The organism is Calidithermus timidus DSM 17022 (assembly GCF_000373205.1).
Lineage (GTDB): Bacteria > Deinococcota > Deinococci > Deinococcales > Thermaceae > Calidithermus > Calidithermus timidus.
In genome coordinates, this window is sequence record NZ_KB890701.1 from 1 (window position 1) to 18,969 (window position 18,969).

At 64.3% G+C, this 18,969-nt stretch carries 18 protein-coding genes and 1 tRNA gene; 11 read left to right on the forward strand and 8 right to left on the reverse strand.

The genetic code is table 11. The annotated features are described in order from the left end of the window. Nucleotides 1-255 precede the first annotated feature (255 nt). The 6 genes from aguB to B047_RS0114150 form a co-directional block, all read right to left on the reverse strand. Nucleotides 256-1,131: an N-carbamoylputrescine amidase gene (aguB, locus tag B047_RS0114125; protein WP_026234913.1), complete on the reverse strand. Its 876-nt coding sequence runs from the start codon at nucleotides 1,129-1,131 to the stop codon at nucleotides 256-258. Between the two features lie 2 nt (nucleotides 1,132-1,133). After that, complete coding sequence (locus B047_RS0114130; protein WP_018467627.1) at nucleotides 1,134-2,162, reverse strand: agmatine deiminase family protein; 1,029 nt, start codon at nucleotides 2,160-2,162, stop codon at nucleotides 1,134-1,136. A gap of 70 nt (nucleotides 2,163-2,232) precedes the next feature. After that, nucleotides 2,233-2,898, reverse strand: a complete 666-nt coding sequence (locus B047_RS0114135) for a histidine phosphatase family protein (RefSeq protein WP_018467628.1) — start codon at nucleotides 2,896-2,898, stop codon at nucleotides 2,233-2,235. 12 nt (nucleotides 2,899-2,910) lie between these two features. Next, nucleotides 2,911-3,915 (reverse strand): phosphoribosylformylglycinamidine cyclo-ligase, encoded by a 1,005-nt coding sequence (gene purM, locus B047_RS0114140; RefSeq protein ID WP_018467629.1) that lies wholly within the window; start codon nucleotides 3,913-3,915, stop codon nucleotides 2,911-2,913. A gap of 13 nt (nucleotides 3,916-3,928) precedes the next feature. Then, on the reverse strand, nucleotides 3,929-5,356 hold the full coding sequence (gatB, locus tag B047_RS0114145; RefSeq protein WP_018467630.1) for an Asp-tRNA(Asn)/Glu-tRNA(Gln) amidotransferase subunit GatB: 1,428 nt from the start codon (nucleotides 5,354-5,356) through the stop codon (nucleotides 3,929-3,931). Nucleotides 5,357-5,499: 143 nt separating this feature from the next. After that, entirely contained in the window at nucleotides 5,500-6,936 is a 1,437-nt protein-coding gene (locus B047_RS0114150; protein WP_040779959.1) for a mannose-1-phosphate guanylyltransferase/mannose-6-phosphate isomerase, read from the reverse strand. Between the two features lie 252 nt (nucleotides 6,937-7,188). Here B047_RS0114150 and B047_RS18570 point away from each other — a divergent pair, with 252 nt between their 5' ends. The 6 genes from B047_RS18570 (at nucleotide 7,189) to B047_RS16905 (ending at nucleotide 9,721) form a co-directional block, all read left to right on the forward strand. Then, nucleotides 7,189-7,314, forward strand: coding sequence for a hypothetical protein (locus B047_RS18570; RefSeq protein WP_275053376.1), 126 nt, complete (start codon nucleotides 7,189-7,191; stop codon nucleotides 7,312-7,314). A 706-nt stretch (nucleotides 7,315-8,020) separates the two neighbouring features. Then, entirely contained in the window at nucleotides 8,021-8,368 is a 348-nt protein-coding gene (locus B047_RS0114160) for a hypothetical protein (RefSeq protein ID WP_157205945.1), read from the forward strand. A gap of 255 nt (nucleotides 8,369-8,623) precedes the next feature. Next, nucleotides 8,624-8,797: a hypothetical protein gene (locus B047_RS18000; RefSeq protein ID WP_157205946.1), complete on the forward strand. Its 174-nt coding sequence runs from the start codon at nucleotides 8,624-8,626 to the stop codon at nucleotides 8,795-8,797. Further along, entirely contained in the window at nucleotides 8,775-9,242 is a 468-nt protein-coding gene (locus tag B047_RS17700; RefSeq protein ID WP_084785006.1) for a type II toxin-antitoxin system VapC family toxin, read from the forward strand. Before B047_RS18000 ends, B047_RS17700 begins: the two co-directional genes overlap by 23 nt. Continuing rightward, complete coding sequence (locus tag B047_RS18485) at nucleotides 9,232-9,393, forward strand: ATPase/DNA packaging protein (protein WP_245533754.1); 162 nt, start codon at nucleotides 9,232-9,234, stop codon at nucleotides 9,391-9,393. The genes B047_RS17700 and B047_RS18485 overlap by 11 nt, the downstream gene beginning before the upstream one ends. 4 nt (nucleotides 9,394-9,397) lie before the next feature. Next, nucleotides 9,398-9,721, forward strand: coding sequence for a hypothetical protein (locus tag B047_RS16905; protein ID WP_245533755.1), 324 nt, complete (start codon nucleotides 9,398-9,400; stop codon nucleotides 9,719-9,721). Nucleotides 9,722-9,778: 57 nt separating this feature from the next. Here B047_RS16905 and B047_RS0114170 read toward each other — a convergent pair. Then, a tRNA-Ile gene (locus tag B047_RS0114170) sits at nucleotides 9,779-9,855 on the reverse strand. Between the two features lie 100 nt (nucleotides 9,856-9,955). Beyond that, nucleotides 9,956-10,468, reverse strand: coding sequence for a hypothetical protein (locus B047_RS0114175; RefSeq protein WP_157205947.1), 513 nt, complete (start codon nucleotides 10,466-10,468; stop codon nucleotides 9,956-9,958). 83 nt (nucleotides 10,469-10,551) lie between these two features. Here B047_RS0114175 and B047_RS0114180 point away from each other — a divergent pair, with 83 nt between their 5' ends. The 5 genes from B047_RS0114180 to B047_RS18575 all read left to right on the forward strand — a co-directional run bounded on the left by B047_RS0114180 (nucleotide 10,552) and on the right by B047_RS18575 (nucleotide 18,963). Further along, nucleotides 10,552-11,205 carry a response regulator transcription factor gene (locus B047_RS0114180; RefSeq protein ID WP_018467636.1) on the forward strand — a complete coding sequence of 218 codons (654 nt, stop codon included), beginning with the start codon at nucleotides 10,552-10,554 and terminating at the stop codon, nucleotides 11,203-11,205. Continuing rightward, on the forward strand, nucleotides 11,202-12,230 hold the full coding sequence (locus tag B047_RS0114185; RefSeq protein ID WP_018467637.1) for a M20/M25/M40 family metallo-hydrolase: 1,029 nt from the start codon (nucleotides 11,202-11,204) through the stop codon (nucleotides 12,228-12,230). The genes B047_RS0114180 and B047_RS0114185 overlap by 4 nt, the downstream gene beginning before the upstream one ends. A gap of 215 nt (nucleotides 12,231-12,445) precedes the next feature. Then, nucleotides 12,446-15,880 carry an ATP-binding protein gene (locus B047_RS17305; RefSeq protein WP_084785007.1) on the forward strand — a complete coding sequence of 1,145 codons (3,435 nt, stop codon included), beginning with the start codon at nucleotides 12,446-12,448 and terminating at the stop codon, nucleotides 15,878-15,880. A gap of 455 nt (nucleotides 15,881-16,335) precedes the next feature. Then, nucleotides 16,336-18,774 (forward strand): InlB B-repeat-containing protein, encoded by a 2,439-nt coding sequence (locus tag B047_RS18005; RefSeq protein ID WP_018467639.1) that lies wholly within the window; start codon nucleotides 16,336-16,338, stop codon nucleotides 18,772-18,774. Nucleotides 18,775-18,837: 63 nt separating this feature from the next. After that, complete coding sequence (locus B047_RS18575) at nucleotides 18,838-18,963, forward strand: hypothetical protein (RefSeq protein WP_275053380.1); 126 nt, start codon at nucleotides 18,838-18,840, stop codon at nucleotides 18,961-18,963. Nucleotides 18,964-18,969 lie beyond the last annotated feature (6 nt).

Genomic DNA, 18,969 nt, shown 5'->3' on the forward strand with positions numbered 1-18,969 from the left:
ATTTTATGTGACAGGGATTTACCATGAGAAAGGGGGAGATAGGTTTTCAAGGTACGCTCGAGGGGACCTCGCTAGGGGGATTATAGCATTTTGCGCAAAACATAATGCCGCATTTTGGCAAGCGGGCTTTGTATTGTCCCAAACGGGAATAGTGGCCGCTTTTTCTGGTGAGGGGGTGCGATCGCAAAGGGGTTTTTGTGGGCTGTGGTGCGCAGGCTGTTTTTGGTGGGCTCGAGCCGAGGCAGTCTAAGGGACTTAACCCTGCCGGGTTTTGCCGTCGTAGGTCAGCAGGGGGCTGTAGAGTTGGGGCCTGCGGTCGCGGAAGAAGCCCATCCCGGCGCGGAAGGCGCGGGCCCTGGCGAAGTCGAGGTCGGCGTAGAGGATGCCTTCTTCCGTGGCGCCCAGCTCGGCGATTTTGTTGCCCATGTAGTCGCTGATGAAGCTGTGGCCGTAGAAGGTTTGCCGTGTGCCCTCGATGCTTTCGGTACCCACGCGGTTAGGCGCGGCCAGGTAGACCACGTTGCTCACCGCGTGGCCGATCATGGCTCGCTGCCACATGTCCTTGGTGTCGATACCCCCGGCTTCCTCGGGCTCGGAGCCGATGGCGGTGGGGTAGAGCAGCAGGTCGGCTCCCAGCAAGGCCATGATGCGGGCGGCCTCGGGGTACCACTGGTCCCAACAGATGCCCACCCCGATGCACCCGTAACGGGTGCTCCACACCTTGAAGCCGGTGTCGCCGGGGTTGAAGTAGTACTTCTCCTCATAGCCGGGGCCGTCGGGGATGTGGCTCTTGCGGTAAACCCCCATCAGGCTACCGTCGGCGTCGATCATGGCCAGGCTGTTGTAGTGGGCCTGTCCGCTGCGCTCGAAGAAGCTGATGGGCAGCACCACCTCGAGCTCCTTCGCCAGGGCCTGGAAGCGGGGGATGAAGGGGTGCTCCTCGAGGGGATGGGCCAGGCGGAAGAACTCCTCGCGCTCCTTCTGGCAGAAGTACAGGTTCTCGAAGAGCTCGGGCAGCAGTACGATCTGGGCCCGGTTGGCGGCGGCCTCGCGGATGAAGCGCTCGGCCTTGGCCAGGTTCTGCTCGAGCGCCTCGCTCATGCTCATCTGCACGATGGCCAGCCTGGGCACGCTCAACCTCCCGCCCAGATCCGCCCGACGGGCTGCTGCTGGGTCACGCAGTGAAAGGCCCCACCCCCGGTGATGAGGTTGCGGGCCATCAGGCCGATCACCTGGCGCTCGGGGAAGACCTGGCGCAGGATCTCGAGGGCCTTCTCGTCGTTGGGGTCGCCGTAGATGGGCACCAGCACCGCCCCGTTGGCGATGTAGAAGTTGGCGTAGGTGAGAGGCAGACGGGTGCCCTCGAGGTAGAGGGGGTTCCTGGGCAGCGGGAGCTTGACGATCTGGAAGCCTCCTAAGCTCTCGAGGATCTCCAGGTTCTCCCGCAACGGAGGGTAGTTGGGGTCGGATTCGTCCTCGCACACGGCGCTCACGATGGTGTGCTCGCGCGCAAAACGGGCGATGGTGTCGATGTGCCCGTCGGTGTGATCGCCCTCCAGGCCCTCACCCAGCCAGATCACGCTGTGGACGCCCAGGTAATCGTGCAGGTAGCCCTCGAGCTCCTCCTCGTTGAGGTGGGGATTGCGCTTAGGCGAGAGCAGGCACTGGCGGGTGGTGAGGCACACCCCCTGACCGTTGACCTCGAGGCTGCCCCCTTCCATCACGATGCCCACACGCCAGAGCTTGCCGCCCAGGATGCGGGCCATGTGGGTGGGGACCTGGTTGTCGAGCTGGGCGGGGTACTTCCCTCCCCAGCCGTTGAACTCCCAGTCGGTGAGCGCGACCTCCTCCCCCCGCCTCACGAAGATCGCCCCGCTGTCGCGCAGCCAGAGGTCGTTGTGGGGGACGCGGTGCAGGGTGAGGTTGGCGCTGTCCAGCCGGGCTTTGGCATCGGCCTCCGACTCCTCGTCGCCGACGATGAGGTGCACGGGCTCGAAGCGGGCCAGGGTGTTTACGAAGGCGGCGAACTCCTGGCGCACGGGCTCGAGGTAGCCCAACCACTGCTCCTCGTCGTGAGGCCAGGCCGTCCAGGTCGCAGCGTGTGGGGCCCACTCGGCAGGCATGGCGAAGCCAAGGGCTCGGGGGGTGAGGGTCGTCTCCACAAGTTCATGATCCTAGCACACCCGCATGAGCAGGGGGTTGGCAAACAGACAAGGTGGTAAGCCCCTTGCCTCACCGGCTCGACCCGCTCGCCTGCTCCACGCCGCCGCTGGTGATCTGGTCGTCGGAGAGGTAGTCGGCCCAGGTCTCCAGGTGCCCTGCGTCGCCTACCGTAAGCGCGCTGCCCTCGGGGTAGAGCAGGCGGGTGATGGAGGTGTTCTGGATGTGGAATTTGCGCCAGGAGAGGCCCTCGAGGCCCAGCGTCAGCTTGAGCGCGGCCCGGATCACCCCACCGTGGGCCACGGCGATGAAGCGCCCTTCGGGCAGCTCGCGCAGGAAGTCCTCCACCCGGCGGGCCACGTCGGCCATGCTTTCCCCGCCGGGGCGCGGGGTGTTCCAGGGGTCGGCGCTCACGGCCCGGAAGTACTCGGGGAACTCGCGCTTGATCTCCTCGTGCAGCTTGTTTTGCAGCTCTCCCACGTCGATCTCGCGCAGGCGCGGCTCGAGCCAGAGGTCCAGGCCCAGGTTCTCGGCGATGGGCCGCGCGGTCTGTAGCGCGCGGGTGAGATCGGAGGTGTAGAGGGCGTCGAAGGTGAGGTGGCTGTTCTTGAGCCGCTCGGCCACCCGGAAGGCCTGGGAGACCCCCTTAGGCGACAGCGGCACATCGAGCTGACCCTGGAGCCGACTTTCGGCGTTCCAGGCGGTTTCCCCGTGACGGATCAGCCAGATTTCGGTCATAGTCTAAATCAACTATCCCACCGTCACGCCCTGACCCTCGAGCGCCTTTCCTACACGATACCCCATCCCCAGGCACTGCAGAGCTGGAGCTACGTCACTTTCCCTGACCACGATCAAGTAGCCCAGGCCCATGTTGAACACGCGGAACATCTCCTCCAGCGCGACGTTCCCGGCTTCCTGGATCAGGCGGAAGAGGGGGGGGAGGGGCCAGGTGCCCAGCTCGAGGTGGGCGCCTATCCCCTCGGGCAGCACCCGCGGCAGGTTTTCGTAGACCCCGCCCCCGGTGATGTGGGCCATGGCCCGCACCTCGAGCCCGCTGTCCAGCAGGCGCGAGACGGGTTCCAGGTAGCTTCTGTGGGGCTCGAGCAGCGCCTCGCCCAGGCTGCGGCCCAGTTCGGGGCGGGGCTGGCGTAGGTCCCAGCCCTCGAAGACCTTGCGGGCCAGGCTGTAGCCGTTGGTGTGCAGCCCCGAGGAGGGCAGGGCGATGATGGCGTCGCCGGGTTCGACCCTCGAGCCATCGACGATGCGGCTGCGTTCCACCACACCCACGATGGTGCCCACCAGGTCCAGGCCGCCGGGGTGGTACACTCCCGGCATCTCGGCGGTCTCGCCGCCCAGCAGGGGCATTCCCGCGGCCTTGCAGGCTTCGGCCAGCGATTCCAGCACCACCCCCAGCAGCTCGGGCTCGAGGCGGCTGCTCGCTACGTAATCTAGGAAGAACAGCGGCTTGGCCCCCTGCACCAGCAGGTCGTTGACGCAGTGGTTGACGATGTCGAAACCCAGCCCGCCCCAGCGCCCGGTCTGGGCGGCCAGCATCGTCTTGGTGCCCACCCCGTCGGTGGAGGCCACCAGCACCGGCTGTTGCATTCCCTGGAGCTTGCGGGCGTCGATCATGCCCCCGAAGGCCCCGATGCCCGCGAGCACCTCGGGGGTGTAGGTGGACTTGATGCGGGCGGCGGCGGCTTTGAGGGCCCCGGCCTTGCGGTCGATGTCTACCCCGGCGTCTTCGTATTTCATGGCGTTCCCTCGCTCAGGTCAGTTGCACGCCGATGGCCTCGGCCAGCAATTGGCGCACCACCTCGGGCTTGGCGGTGCCCTTGCTCTCCCTCATCACCTGGCCCAACAGCGCGTTGATGGCCTGGAGCTTGCCGTCTTTGATCTGCTGCACCACGGCGGGGTTGGCGCTCACCACCTTCTCGACCAGGGCACGGATGGCCCCGGTGTCCACCACCACCCTCAGGCCGCGCTCTTGCACCAACCGCTCGGGGTCGGCGCCCTCCATCACCTCGGGGAGGAGGTTCTTGGCCACGCGGCTGGTGATCTCGCCCTTCACGAACAGCCTCACCAGGCGGCCTAAGTGCTCGGGGGTGAGGCGGGTGTCCTGAATCTCCAGCCCCCGCTCGTTGAGGTAGCCGGCCACGTCGGTGCCCAGCCAGTCGGCCAGCTTCTGCGGCTCCTCGCCGTAAGCCCGAAGCGCCTCGTCGAAGAAGCGGGCCAGCGAGGCGTTGTAGGCCAGGATTTCCGCGTCGTAGGGGCGCACGCCGCTGGCTACGTAGCGCGCGAACTTCTGGGCCGGGAGCTCGGGCATGGCCGCGCGCAGGCGCCGCAGCCACTCCTCGCTCACCACGATGGGCGGTAGGTCGGGCTCGGGGAAGTAGCGGTAGTCGGACTCGCCCTCCTTCAGGCGCATCACGTAGGTCTTGCCCCCGCCCTCGTCCCAGCCCAACGTGGCCTGCTCGACCCGGCGGCCCAGGCGCAGCAACTCGCTCTGGCGCTTGATCTCGTACTCGAGCGCCCGCTGCACGCTCTTGAAGGAGTTGAGGTTCTTGATCTCGACCTTGGTGCCCAACGGCTCCCCCCGCCGCCGTACCGAGACGTTGACGTCGGCGCGCATCTTGCCCTCTTCGGGGTTGGCGTCGGAGATGCCCAGGGTCTGGGCGATGGAGCGCACGTGGCTCAGAAAGATACGGGCCTGCTCGGGGGTGCGGATGTCGGGCTCGGTGACCATCTCGATCAGCGGCGAGCCCGCGCGGTTGAGGTCGATGAGCGAGTAGTCGCCGAAGTCGGGGTGCAGCGACTTGCCCGCGTCCTCCTCGAGGTGCACCCGTTTGATGCCGATGCGGCTCCCCTCGACCTCGAGCCAGCCGTGCTCGGCGATGGGGAGGTCGTACTGGGAGATCTGGTAGTTTTTGGGCATGTCGGGGTAGAAGTAGCTCTTGCGGTGGAACTGCGTCCAGGAAGCGATTTTGCAGTTCAGGGCCAGCCCGAACATGATCCCGTACTCCACCGCCTTGGCATTGGTCACGGGCAAGACCCCCGGCAGCCCCAGGTCTACGGGGTGGACGTGGGTGTTGGGCTCAGCGCCAAAGTAGCCCGCCGGGGCGGGCGAGAACATCTTGGTCCTGGTTTTGAGGTGCAGGTGAATTTCCAGCCCCACCACCGCTTCGAAATCCGACATACCGCTTCATTATAGGCGCAGCCTGACATAGAGCGGTTCCCTATGGATACCGCCTACAATTGCCTCTTGCTGTAGGCGGTAATTTGTGCCGCATCGCGTGCGGCGTAAATGCGGCAAACGCCACAAGCGCCCGCCACCTGAAGTCAGTCGCCCCTACCGTTCTCGAGCAGCAGCTCCTCGCTGGTCTCCAGGCGCACCACGTCGTCTTCGCCCAGGTACTCCCCGCTCTGCACCTCGATGATGACCAGGTCGATGAGGCCGGGGTTGGAGAGGCGGTGGGGGGTGGCGGCGGGGATGTCGATCGACTCGTTGGTTCGCAACCACAGCTCCTGCTCCCCCCGCACCACCCGCGCGGTACCCGAGACCACCACCCAGTGTTCGCTGCGGTGGTGGTGCAGCTGCAGCAGTTGACCCTGGCCGGGTCGGATCACCAGGCGGCGGATGGTGAAGTTGGGGCCTTCTTCCAGCAGCGTGTAGCTGCCCCAGGGGCGCTGTACGGTACGGTGGCGGTTGGCGGCTTGGTGCTGCTTGGCCTGAAGCTGCTCGACTACCTTCTTCACCTCCTGCACGCGGTCGCGCCGGGCTACCAGCAAGGCGTCGGGGGTATCCACGATCACCAGGCTCTCCACCCCGATGGCCGCCACCACCCGCCCCTCGCTCTGCACGAAGGTGTCGCGTGCTTCCACCAGCACCACGTCCCCGAAGACCCGGTTGCCCTGGGCGTCGGGGGGTACCAGCTCGGCGGTGGCGTCCCAAGAGCCCAGGTCGCTCCAGCCGAAGGTCGCGGGCACCACCGCCACCCGGTCGGACTTCTCCATCACCGCGTAGTCCACCGAGATGTTGGGCACCGCCTTGAAGCTCGCGGCATCGAGGTAGCTGGGGCTGCTCTTGGGGCTGTTCTCCCAGCAGCGTAACACCGCTTCGTAGACCTCGGGGGAGAGGGTTTTGAGGGCCTCGAGGTAGCTCCCGGCCTGGAAGCAGAAGATGCCTGCGTTCCAGGAGAAGGTGCCCCGCTCGAGGTAGCTCCTGGCGGTCTCGAGGTCGGGCTTCTCGACGAAGCGCTCAACCCTGAACACCCCCTCGCCTAGCGCCTCGCCCTGCTGGATGTAGCCGAAGCCCGTGGCCGGGTAGGTGGGCCGGATGCCGAAGGTCACCAAGTACCCCTGCCGAGCCGCGGCCTCCGCCTGCTGCACGGCTTGCACAAAGGCCTTGAGGTTCTCGACGAGCTGATCGGAGGAGAGCACCAGCATCACTGCTTCGGGGCCGTGTCGCTGGGTCACCTGCAGCGCAGCCAGGGCGATGGCGGGGGCGGTGTTGCGCCGCAGGGGCTCGATCACGTAGCTCAGCTCGAGGCCCTCGGGCAACTCGGTCGCCGCGTACTCGTTCTTGGTGCTGAAGTAGTGCTCCTGCCCGGTGACGGTGAGCACCTCGCGCACGCCTGGGATGCTCACCGCCCGCAGCAGGGCCTTCTGCAGAAGACTCTGTCCATCGGGCAGGCGCATGAAGGGTTTGGGATAAAGCTCGCGGGAAACCGGCCACAAGCGCGTACCGGCTCCTCCAGAGAGAATCACGGCAATCATAGCTCCACCTGAGCCTTAGAGTAACGCCTTCTCGTAAAACCCTCGTTATCGGCAGGACTTGCCGATGGGGGCACCAATTGGGCGCTTCGTTACTTGGGCGGTGTGGCGGGCTGACCCCGTTGAAATGGCGGGGGTTACGCATAAACCTTGACGCGACCCGACCGGGACCCTGCCCCCTGTTAAGGATTTTGTAAGGGGCCCTGGGGAAGCTAAGGGTAGGAACAGAGGTCTGTCTCCTACCGGAGGTAGGTCATGCGGAAGAGCGTCTGGGTCCTGATGGTTCTTGGGGTTCTCCTGGCGGCTTGCGGGGGTGGGGGAGGGGGTACCCCACCGGCGTCCGACCTCAGCCTGGTGGGGGTGAGCCCCAACAACCCCTAGGTCTGCCAGGGGCAGGGTCACTTACCAGGACAGCAGCAACACAGACTGCAGCGCGCGTCGCTTCTACCTGGAGCGCTTTACCCCGGGGGGCCAGAGCCTCGCCTACCACCTAGGGACGCCAGAGGAGGCCCGGGAGGTGGATGCGGCTGGGAGATGTTACCGCGCCGGATTTTCCCTCAACTCCTCGCCCATGCTCCTCCGGGGGGAGGGTGGGAGGCTGTACCTGTACTACGCGACCCGAACCTTTGCCAACTACCATAGCGGCTACCAGGTCTGGACTGCCCAAGGCCAGCTCAACGCCATGCGCCTAGACCCCGCCACCCTGAGCCCGGACTGGGTGTGGAAGGAGGGAAGCGACAACCAAGCCCGGACCCTTGGGGGTTGGTTTATCTACTGGCCCCGTCAATCGGATTGCAATGCCCTCTACTACACGCTAAAAAATGATGGGCAAGCTCAAAGAACCCAAGTTCAAGAACCTCGATGAGGAAATGGAGTTCTACGCCAACATCGACCGGTATGCCCTCATGCAGGCCGCCACACCTCCGAGATCGAGGCTGTGCGCAAGAGCCTGGGCCTGCGCCCCCGCAAAGCCCCGAGCAAGGCTAAGAAAAAATCGGCATAACCTTTCCCGTGTGGCATCGGCAGCGGCATACGGAACCTAACCCGCCAATCCCAGCCGAATTTGCTACCCTAAAGGAGATGCGCCATGGACGATAGAAGGCTCAACCCCATGCGGTTGCTCATTGGAGTAGGCGTTCTGGCGTACTTTGGCTGGCTGATGATTCAACCTGGCATGCAACCTTCCGGGGCCCTGGTGGTGCGGCAACCACCGACAGCCACAGCACCCGCACCTGCCTCAACGTCAATTGATTGGCGGGAGGAGTTTAGCAGCCTCTGGGCCAGGGTCGAGCAACGGGGCTACGTGGTGGCCTTCGAACCCTGGCCGGCGGGCGGCGGCGGGCTGCTGATGGTCTACAACAGCGGCACCCTGATCGAACGCACCGAAGCGCCGTACAGCCGTCTGGTGCTCACCTTGGAACGACTAATTAATTAAGCGAAGTGTTACAATAATCGCATGGAGCCCGTAAAATACCTGGGCCGTACCGCCTTCTGACGCTTCACCCGCAAGCGCAGCTCTAGCAGCCCCAAAGACAACACCTTCGAACTCGCCGTCCTGGCTGGAGGGCTGGGCCGCCTCGAGAACTTGCCTGAAGGCCAGGGCTGCCCTAAATGCGAAAGCCTGCAAGCCCTGGTGGCCTGGGCTGGGTGGGAGCTGTGGCGGAGCTACCAGGCGTGATAGGCTGGGGGTATGAAGCGTGAAGGGAAAACCCCCAAAGAAAAAGCTGTCCCTTCTAAGGAGTGGCCGGACGACTTCCCAGTTATTGAGCCTACCGAACCAAGCAAACCCTCTTTACCCAAACCCATCAAACTCAAACCCGGTAAAAAGACCTCCCTCGACTATGTCCGCGAACAACGGAGATAGATTGGTTGTTTTTGATACCGGAGCTCTAATCCAACTGCATACCCAAGAACGCTTCAACGCACTGTCAAGACAGGTATATAACCAAGCAAACCAAATAGGAATGTGCTATTTGGTGATGCCGGAAATCGCCGGGGCGACCGGTGCAATGTTGCGCGACAAACGCATTTCGAAACAGCAAAGAAGTCAAATACAAAAGTTTGTAATGAGTAATCTACAACATTGGCTAATGCTACCTGTTTCAAAGCGGGTGTGTGATCTGGCCTTTGAGCTATGCCAAAAACACCCTCTCAAAGGTGCTGACGCGGTACATCTTGCTGCGGTAAAAACTCTTTTGCCGTTCAGGCCGCAGTTGACGTTCTTTACCCTAGACAAAACCCTGTACCAAGCTGCCAAAAGAGAAAAAGTCCCGGTCGTAATGGTCCCGGAGTTGGAACGTGGCCGGTAGGCAGACCTTCCGCATCCTCATCGTGGGCAAGTCGGGCTCGGGGAAGAGCACCCTGGCCCGCGAAATCATCCGCCGCATGGAGGGCCGCTACCGGCACCTGCGAGTTTGCCGAGCTGGCCCAGGGGCGCTATACGGTGCGCGAAGATGGTGATCCCATGCCGGTCCTGAGGCGGCATCGCCGGGTGATCTTCCAGGTGACCGGCTACGACCCCCGGCCTTTTTTGGACAACCTGGGCCAGGCCATCATGGGGATGCGCGACGTGCTGCTGGTGGTGGACGAGGCGTATCACTTCTTCCCCCGAGGACAGGTACCCAAGGGGCTCTTCGAGGTGTTGACGGGAGGACGCGAAGCCGGGCACAACACCCTCTTTGTGACCCAGAGGCTGCAAGGGGCCACCGGCGGGATCGACCCCGGGGTGCGCCGGCAGGCCAGCCACATCATCGCCTGGGCCAACAGCTACACCGAGCTGCGCACATAAGGTGTCAAAAGCGCAACCCCGAGATCAACCGATCTCGGGGTTTTTGCGTCCTGGCGCTGGTGGGCGGTAGTGGACTCGAACCACCGACCTCACGCTTATCAGGCGTGTGCTCTAACCAGCTGAGCTAACCGCCCATGTGAAACCCCACAGGACAGCGTCCCCTAATATAGCGAAGCCCCCTGGCTTGGTCAAGTAAGCCGGGCTGGAGAAGCCTTGATTGCCTCACGGACGTGATCAGAAGCGGATTCCCACGCCAAGCCGCAGCAGGGGGCTGAACTCGAGCACCGTCACGTTGCCTAAGTCGGTGCCCGTGATCCGCAGGCCGCCCTCCAGGCCCATCTCAATGGGCCCCTCCGACATCCGGTAGCCTCCCGTGAGACCCAAGGTGGTCACGAAAGTGCCGATGGCGTTTTCGATCAGCAAGCCGCCGCCCGCCCGGATTGCACCAAATAGACCAGTGCGGTCGTAGTTGGAGTAGATCGCTCCCCCACCTTCGACCAGGAGGCCGTAGCGCGGGCCGCTCAGCAGCGTCTCCAGGTTGAGGAGGTAGGCTACGCTTCCCCTGGGGTAGACCCGCAGGCTGGGGTCGAGCCACTCCAACTCAACCCCCAGGCTGCCTGCGAAGCCGTAGGACACGGTGGTGCCCAGCCCAAAGTTGCCCCGCAAGCTGACCCACCCATCCTGGGCCAGCGCACTGCCCAGGGCCAGCATTGCCAAAGCCATCAGAGACCTCAACACGCGCTTCATCGTGCTTATGCTACAAGAGACTCTTGCGGAAATCGTCGATGGCCCTAAACCCCTGAAGCAGGGGGAGAGTAGAATCAAGGGCAATGATACGCATTCTGCTCGCCGATGATCACGCCCTGTTTCGTCAGGGCCTACGGAGCCTGCTCGAGGCCGAAGCCGACTTTCGGGTGATTGGGGAGGCCAAAGATGGGCGTGAGGCGCTGCGCCACGCCCTCGAGGCCCGGCCTGACATCATCCTCATGGACATCCAGATGCCTGGTCTCGACGGGGTGCAGGCCACGCAGGAGATCCTGCGGGAATGGCCCCAGGCCAAGGTCATCATGCTGACCATGTACCGTCAGGATGCCTACGTCTTCGAGGCAGTCAAGACCGGAGCGCGGGGCTACTTGCTCAAGGATGCCGACGCCAAGGAGTTGCTCGAGGCCATCCGCCGGGTGCAGGCTGGGGAGGTGCTGCTCGACGCGGAGATGGCTGAGCAGATCATCCAGGACTTCAAGAGCAAGCACGAGGCCATGCCTAAGTCCCACGCCGAACTCTCCGACCGCGAGGTGCAGATTCTCAAGCTCGTGGCCCAGGGCTACACCAACCTCGAGATCGCCAGCGAGCTCTCCCTCTCCGAGAAGACCGTGCGCAACCGCCTCTCGGACATCTTCCAGAAGCTTCACCTCAACAACCGTACCCAGGCTGCCCTCTACGCCCTGCGGGAGGGGTTGGCCGAGTCGGGCGAGGGTGAATGAGTGCCCAGGCCATACACCTAGACCCCCGCTCGCTGCTGCTCGAGTTCGGCCCGCTGGCCGGGGAGCGCGAACGGGGAGAGTGGGTGGCGAGGCGGCTGGGAGAGCTGGGTTTCACCCCGCAGCGCGACGAGCTGGGCAACGTTTGGGCCGGGCAGGGGGCGCTGTTGCTGGTGGCCCATATCGACACCGTGCTGACCCCCACTCCCGTGCAGCAGCGGGGTGAGAAGTGGTACGCTCCGGCGGTGGGGGACAACTCGGCGGGCGTGGCCGTGCTGCTTTCGCTGGCCCCGCTGCTGCTGCCCCTGGGAATCGGTTTGGGCTTCAGCGTGGGGGAAGAGGGTTTGGGCAACCTCAAGGGAGCCCGTGCGCTGGTGGCGAGGCTCAGCCCGCGCATGGTGGTGGCGGTGGATGGCTACATGCCCGGTGTGGTCACCGAGGCGGTGGGTTCAGTGCGGCTGCGGGGGCTGTTCGTAGGGCCGGGTGGACACGCCTGGGGCGACCGTACCAATCCCAGCCCCATGCCCGCCCTGGGGCGGGCCATCACCGCGCTGTACGGGCTGAAGAAGCACGAGGACATGAGCGTGAATGTGGGCCGAGTGTGGGGCGGGGAGGCCATCAACGCCATCCCGGCGGAAGTGGGTTTCGAGCTCGACCTCCGGGCCAGCAAGGCGGCGATGTTGGAGCAACTCGAGGCCCAAGCCCGCGAGGTGTTGATGGATGCGGCTCAAAAGCAGGGCGTAAGGCTCGAGCTCGAGGTCTTGGGCCGTCGCCCGGCGGGGAGCACGGCCACGCTCGAGATGCAGCGGGCGGCTCAGCAGGCCCTGGCCGAGGTGGGCCAGGAAGTGCGTTGGCTCTCGGGCTCCACCGACGCCTCCGCGGCGGTTGAGGCGGGTATTCCTGCTCTGGCCTTCGGTACCTACCGGGGTGGGGGCGCCCACACTCCGGAGGAGTGGGTAGAGCCGGAATCGCTGCTGGAAGGGGCCAGGGCGCTGTGGGCACTCGTACGCAGCCTGCGCGGGCTGTAGTGTGTCGGTACGGGTGCTTCCCTGCTGCCGCTTCGTCTCCGGCTTCCTGGGGTAGTAGCCGTTTTTGCTCCCTTCGCGCTCTCTCAGAAATGCTTCCTGATCTAGGCGGAGGAGGTGCTGTACTGCTTTGCGCACCACCTCCTTGACGACCCGTAGGCCCTGGATATTGGGCTAAATCAACATCGGGTTTAGAGGTGGTTTCTTAAAATAGTTAAGTGCCGGAACCTACACGCGCACAACAGGCTCGAGCGACAAGCGGGGCCCGTGCGTCTTGGGGTCGTCTCGAGCTGTTGGGCGTTCCGGCCTTGCAGATTTATAGGCGCCAATTGCGCCCGGTAGAGCGCAAGACGGCGGGTGTTCTGGCCTACCTGGCCCTGGAAGGCCCCACCAGCCGCTCTAAGCTGGCCGGTTTGCTGTGGCCCGAGTCCTCCGAGGCCACCGCCCGTAACAACCTGGCCCAGGCCCTGCGGCGGCTCAAGCAGGCGGCAGGGGCCGAGTTGGTGCGGGGCGCGGATGTGCTGGAGTTGCAGGGCCTCGAGGTGGATGTGGCCGCCCTCGAGGTCGCCCATTTCGCGGGCCGCCATGCCGAGGTGCTGGGGTATACCGGTCGCCTGCTGGAGGGGGCCGACTACGACGACTGCCCCGACTTCGACGACTGGCTCTTGATAAAACGCGAGCGTCTGGACGATATGCGGCGCGATTCGCTGGTGGTACTGGCCGACGAGCTCGAGCAGGCCGGGCAGTACCGCGAAGCCCTGAGCTATGCCGAACGTCTCCTGGAATCCGATGCGCTTTCCGAAACCGCGCACCGGCGGCTGATGCGCTTGTGGTATCTGCTGGGCGACCGTAGTGCGGCTATAGCCGCCTTTGAGCGGTGCCGGGCGGTGCTCCAGCGGGAGATGGGGGTAGCGCCGCTGCCCGAGACCCAAGAGCTCCTCCGTCAGATCACGCGAGGAGAGTTCGTTGCTTCCCATGGCCCGGCGCCCCGCTCGGAAATTCCCCTCTCGGTATTGCGCCCGCCCCGGCTTTTGGGGCGTGAGGCCGAGTGGGCCCAGATGGAAGAAGCTTGGGCTCAGGGGCAGGTTATTTTGCTATCGGGCCCGCCAGGGGTGGGTAAAAGCCGCCTGATGCAGGACTTTTTGAGCAGCCAGGGGCAGGCTTTGGTTTTCGAGGGCCGTCCGGGCGACGTGGGTATTCCCTATGCTACCTTGAGCCGTATCTGCCGTCAGATTCTGGGGCAGTTTCCGGGTCTGGCCCTGCCGGAATGGGCGCGGCTCGAGCTGGCCCGCGTACTACCCGAACTCGGCCCCCCCCAGCCCCCTATCCAGACCCAGGCCGAGAAACTGCGCTTCTTCCAGGCCCAGGCCGAACTGGTGCGGCAGGCGGTGGGGGAGGGGATGGAGCAGATTTGCCTGGACGACCTGCAATTCGCCGACATGGCTAGCCTCGAGGTATTGCATTTTGTCTTTAGTCCGTACTGGAGAAGCCCTGGCCCGCTGCGCATGGCCCTGGCCTTTCGCACCGGCGAGCTTTCGGCCGAGCTAGAGGCGTTGCTGGTGCAGGATGTTCAGGGCGGGTGGGCCGTGCGGGTTGAGGTTCAGCCGCTGGACGTTGCCGCTGTACAGGGCTTGCTGGAGAGCCTCGAACTGCCCGGTTTGCAAGGCGACCCCCAGGAGTGGGCCCAGGCCCTGAGCCGCCACACAGGCGGTAACCCCTTTTTCGTGCTCGAGACCCTGCGCAGCCTGTGGGAATCGGGTGGGCTTGGTCAGCGGAAACCGGGCCGCCTGCCGCTTTCCAGCAAGATCGCCACCCTGATTCAGTCCCGCCTTCAGCGCCTTTCCCCCGGCGCCCAGCGGTTGGTTCGCACCGCAGCGGTGGCCGGGCCGGACTTCTCCCTCGAGCTGGCCGCCGCCGTGCTAAGGAGCAGCCCCTTGGAGCTGCTGGAGCCTTTGGCCGAACTCGAGGCGGCCCAGCTTTTACGCGGTCGCGCTTTTGTCCACGATCTGCTCTACGAGGCCACCCTGAGCGGGGTTCCGGCCAGCATCAAAACCTATCTGCACCGGCAAATCGCGCTGTACCTGGAGGGCCAGCAGGCCGATCCGGCGCGCATTGCCGGCCACTGGCTCGAGGGGGAGCCCCCCAGGGCCATTCCCTTTCTCGTTCAGGCGGCTCAAAAAGCCGCAGAGACCTACCGCTTCGCCGAAGCCGCCCGGTTTTACGAGCAAGCCGCCGAGCTATCCGAGGGGCTGGGCGACCCCAAGCAGACCTTTGAGCTGCTGGAAGCCTTGAGCGAGGTGATGATCCGCTTTGACACCGGCAGCCACCATGAGGCCCTCACCCGGCGCCTGCAAGCCCTGGCCACCACCCCCGAGGAACACGCGCGGGCCTGGCTGCGGGAGGCGGTGCGGCTGTGCGAGCACGGCTACGGCCCCGAAGCCGAGCAGGTCGCCCGCCAGGGCTTGCAGCAAGCCGTGGAAGCCAACCAGCCCGACCTGCGCGTTCGCTTGCTGGATGCCCTGGCCCAGTCGCTTTATGTCCAGCGCAACGCCCCGGCCCTGATCGAGGCCCTGGAGCAGCTCCGACGCCTTCACCAAGAACGGGGCGACACCCTGCAGGCGGCCATCTGCACCTCGCGGCTGGGCATCGCCTACGACCAGCTCGAGCGCCACCGCCAGGCCCTGGGGTTCTACCGGGAAGCTGAGCCTGTGCTGGTGCAATCCGGCAACCGGCTCACCCTGATGGGCTTCCACCACAACCGCGCGGTCTGCCTGGCCGCCCTGGGCTACGCCGAGGCCGCCCTGGAAGCCCAGTTGCAGGCCCAGGGTTTGCTCGAGGGAATGCAGGGCGTAATAGGCCGCGAGGTGCACCACTTCAACAACCTGGCCCTGCGCTACTACGACCTGGGGCGCTACGCCGAAGCCCAGCAAGCCCTGGAACACGCTTTGCAAATTGTGCCCGAAGAATGGGGCTGGACGCGGGCTTTTAGCGAGTACCAGATGGCCCGCCTTTCCTGGGTCTGGGGCGAGTGGGCACAGGCCTCGGACTGGCTGGGCCGGGCCTTAGGAGAGCCCGACTTGCCCAAGCGGGACGAGGCCACCTACCGGATTTTGCAAGCCCTGCTGGCCCACCGGCAAGGCGTTGGGGTAGAACCCGTCCTGGCCTGCCTGGAAGAGCTTTTCGCCCAACACCGAGGCCTGGCCTATGGCCGCTACCTGCTGGCCAAAGCCCGCGTGAGCCTCCCGGAGCAGTCCTTGCCCAGCATAGAGGAGGCGCTGGCCCTGGCCCAGCAGAACGACTGGCCCAGTCTCGAAATCGCGGCCCATACCCTTTGGGCTAACGCCTCGCTGGAACTGGCCGAGGGCTCCCCCCGAAGGTTGCGCGAAGCCCAGCACCACATCCAGGCGGCGGTGGAGAAGCTAAAGACCTACTGGCCCACGGGCTGTACAAGGCTCGAGGTCTTGTGGGTGCACTACCGCGTCCAAGCGGCCTACCAAAAAGCCGGCATCCCCGAGCTTCAAAAGCTGCTAGACCACCTTACACGGATTGCCGATAAAATACCCCCTGCACACAGGAGCAGTTTTCTAAGCCAAAACCCCGTTAGTAAGGCAATTCTCGAGGCGGCTCAGTCTGCCGGAATCGCCACCCTCTAGCGCCGCTCATTCCTTAGGTCCGGCAATCTGCAGGCCAACTTTTCAGCTCGACGCGTTGAGCGACAACCTATCGCGGCTGGCTCCAGGGGTGTTGCGGAGCCTCGAGCGGGCTCGAGTCAAGTAAGCCTTCAATCCTACGGACAGACCCCTGCGGGGGGCTGTTTTTTTGCAGTCATCCTCCAGTCATGCTGTTTTTTCTAACGTGAGCACAGCAAGGCGAAGGAGGAGAGGTTATGGAACAGGTGCGCGCTTGTTTAAGCGTAAAACCCGGCATCAGCATCCAGCTTATTCGACCCCGATCGTTCGAAGGAAAAATGACCGTGCGTAAAATGCTGTTTTTTGCCTTGTTGGCTCTAATGGTGGGGTGGTTTGGAAGCGCCTTGGCGGGGCGGGCCTACTTCGATAGCTCTCCTGTACCGGTGAACACAGTTTGCCCGGTTACCGGGAATATTGTTGTGGCCACCCAAAATACGGTGGGCTACTTTACCGACCCCAACGAGCCCTATCCCAAAACAGGCGACCTGGCCTACGTGAGGGCGAGCTCAACCAATGTGAGCCCCTGTACCAACGATACCGTGGGTTTTGACTTCTTTCTACCCGAGGGAGCCAGCTTTGCAGTCAGCGCCCAGAACCGGGTGTACTGCTACCTGATCCGGCTCTCAGACGGCTACACCATTGATGTTTCGAATAACCCCTCGGGTTTTCAGGGGTATTGTTCACAAACCCCGCAAACCGCAGGAGCTGGCGGTACCTCCTATGGGTGGGCCGCGCTTCCCTCGGGCTGGCAGTTTCAGGTACAGGTACCGGTGTTGTTCAACAAGCAGCTTCTAGGCCTTGCGGGCCCCAGCACCCACCGCCTAAGGGCAACGGCGGTCACGGCCTATGGCAACGCTACGCCCGAACAGCCGGTGACGGTGTTTTACCAGGCCAGCTTCCAGAACCTTCAGAGCAACAACATCACCGCCACCTCGGCCACCTTAGGGGTCAACCTCTACAGCTATTTCAAGAGCGGGCTACTTTACCTCGACTACGGCACTACCAGCGCCCTGGGCTCATCGCTGCCACCGGCCAATGTTCCGAACACCTCGCTCAACTTCCCCAATGTGAGCACCAACCTCAGCGGTCTGAGCCCCAACACCACGTATTACTGGCGCTACCGCTTCGTCACCGATGCGGGCACCTTCAACAGCCCTACCCAGAGCTTCACCACCTCGGCAGCGCCTACCTTTGCCCTTACGGTCAACAAAAACGGTACCGGTTCGGGCACCGTAACCAGCAACCCTACGGGCATCAACTGCGGGTCTACCTGCTCGGCCAGCTTTGCCCAGGGCACCACGGTCACGCTGACCGCCACCCCTGCGTCGGGCTCGGTATTTGCCGGGTGGAGCGGAGGCGGCTGTAGCGGTACGGGCACCTGTACGGTAACGATGAGCGCAGCCCAGAGCGTGACCGCCACCTTCAATACCGCGCCCGCCCCCACCTTCAACCTGACCGTCAACAAAGCCGGCAGTGGCAGCGGTACCGTCACCAGCAACCCCTCTGGCATCAACTGCGGCGCTACCTGTACTGCTGCCTTCAACGCCGGAACCTCCGTTACCCTCAGTGCGGCAGCGGCCAGCGGCTCTACCTTTGCCGGTTGGAGCGGGGCCTGCACGGGTACGGGCGCTTGCACCGTCACCATGAATGCCGCCCAGGCCGTGACCGCTACCTTCAACACCGCGCAGAGCTTCGGTACGCTCAATCTACAGGTGTCCGGCCTGCCCAGCGGCAACAGCGCTACCCTCACCATCACCGGCCCGGGCGGCTTCAACCAGCAGCGAACCATCCTCACCGGCACCGGCCAGTCGCTGTCCGATCTGGTAACCGGCGTTTACACCGTCTCGGCGCCCAGTGTGGTGGTGAGCGGTACCACCTACAACCCCAATCCGGCCAGCCAGAACGTCACCGTGACCACCGGCAGTGTCACGGCCAGCGTGAACTACACCCAGGCTCCTGCGGCTACCTTTGCGCTTACGGTGAGCAAGGGCGGAACGGGGGGTGGAACCGTAAGCAGCAGTCCAGCAGGGATCAACTGTGGTGCGACCTGTAGCGCTAACTTTAGCGCTGGGGCCAGTGTGATCCTGAGCGCGGTGGCCGATGCGGGCTCGAGCTTCGCCGGTTGGAGCGGAGCCTGCACGGGCAGTGGAACCTGCTCGGTCACCATGGACGCGGCCAAGTCGGTCACGGCTACCTTCAACACCGCGCCCGCCGGAGGCTTAACCATCGCCGTAGCCAAGCCGGCCAACGCTCCTGCCGACGCCACCCGCAACAAAGGCCAGAGCAACGTCGTCATGCTGGCCTTTACCCTCAATCCCTCGCAGGCCACCCAGTTGCAAAGCATCACCCTACAGGCCAGTGGCAGCGGCAACGATCAGCTCGACCTCACGGCGGTCAAGCTGATCCCGGATGCCAACGCCAACGGCCAGATGGATAGTGGCGAAACGCCCATCGCCACCGGCACTTTCAGCGCCGACAACGGCACCCTTACGCTTACCCTCTCCACCCCACTGGCCCTTGGTGTGGGCAACAGCCAGTTCCTGGTGGCCGCCGATATCGCCAGCTCGTTGGCTGCCCGTCCGGCGGTGCTGAAGGCCCAGAGCCTCCCAACTTTGCCCGCGCCTTTGCTCCTTACCTTGCTGCCCTGGATGCTCCTGGGTGCGTGGCGGATGCGCTCGCTAAGGGCGGGTTTCCTGGCCCTGGCGCTGGCCCTGACCCTGGCAGCCTGTGGCGGCGGTCAGAGCACCAACCCGATCAATAAGACCTACCAGATCAACCTGACCGCCGTGGGCGCCCAAGGCAGCCCCACCCTGAGCGGCCTGCCCATTAGCGGCGCCACCATCACGGTGCAGAAGTGAAGCCTTGGGGTGTCGGTGGGGCGCCTCCTCGCACCGACACCCACCCTCTGGAAAGGAGTTTCCATGAAGCGTAAAGGACTGTTGGTAGTGCTGCTGCTGAGTTTGTTGCTGGCAGCCTGTGGAGGTGCTCCCACCGGCGCCAAAGGTATCTGGGATAACAGCAAATGGGATGAAGCTCAGTGGCAGTGAGAGGGA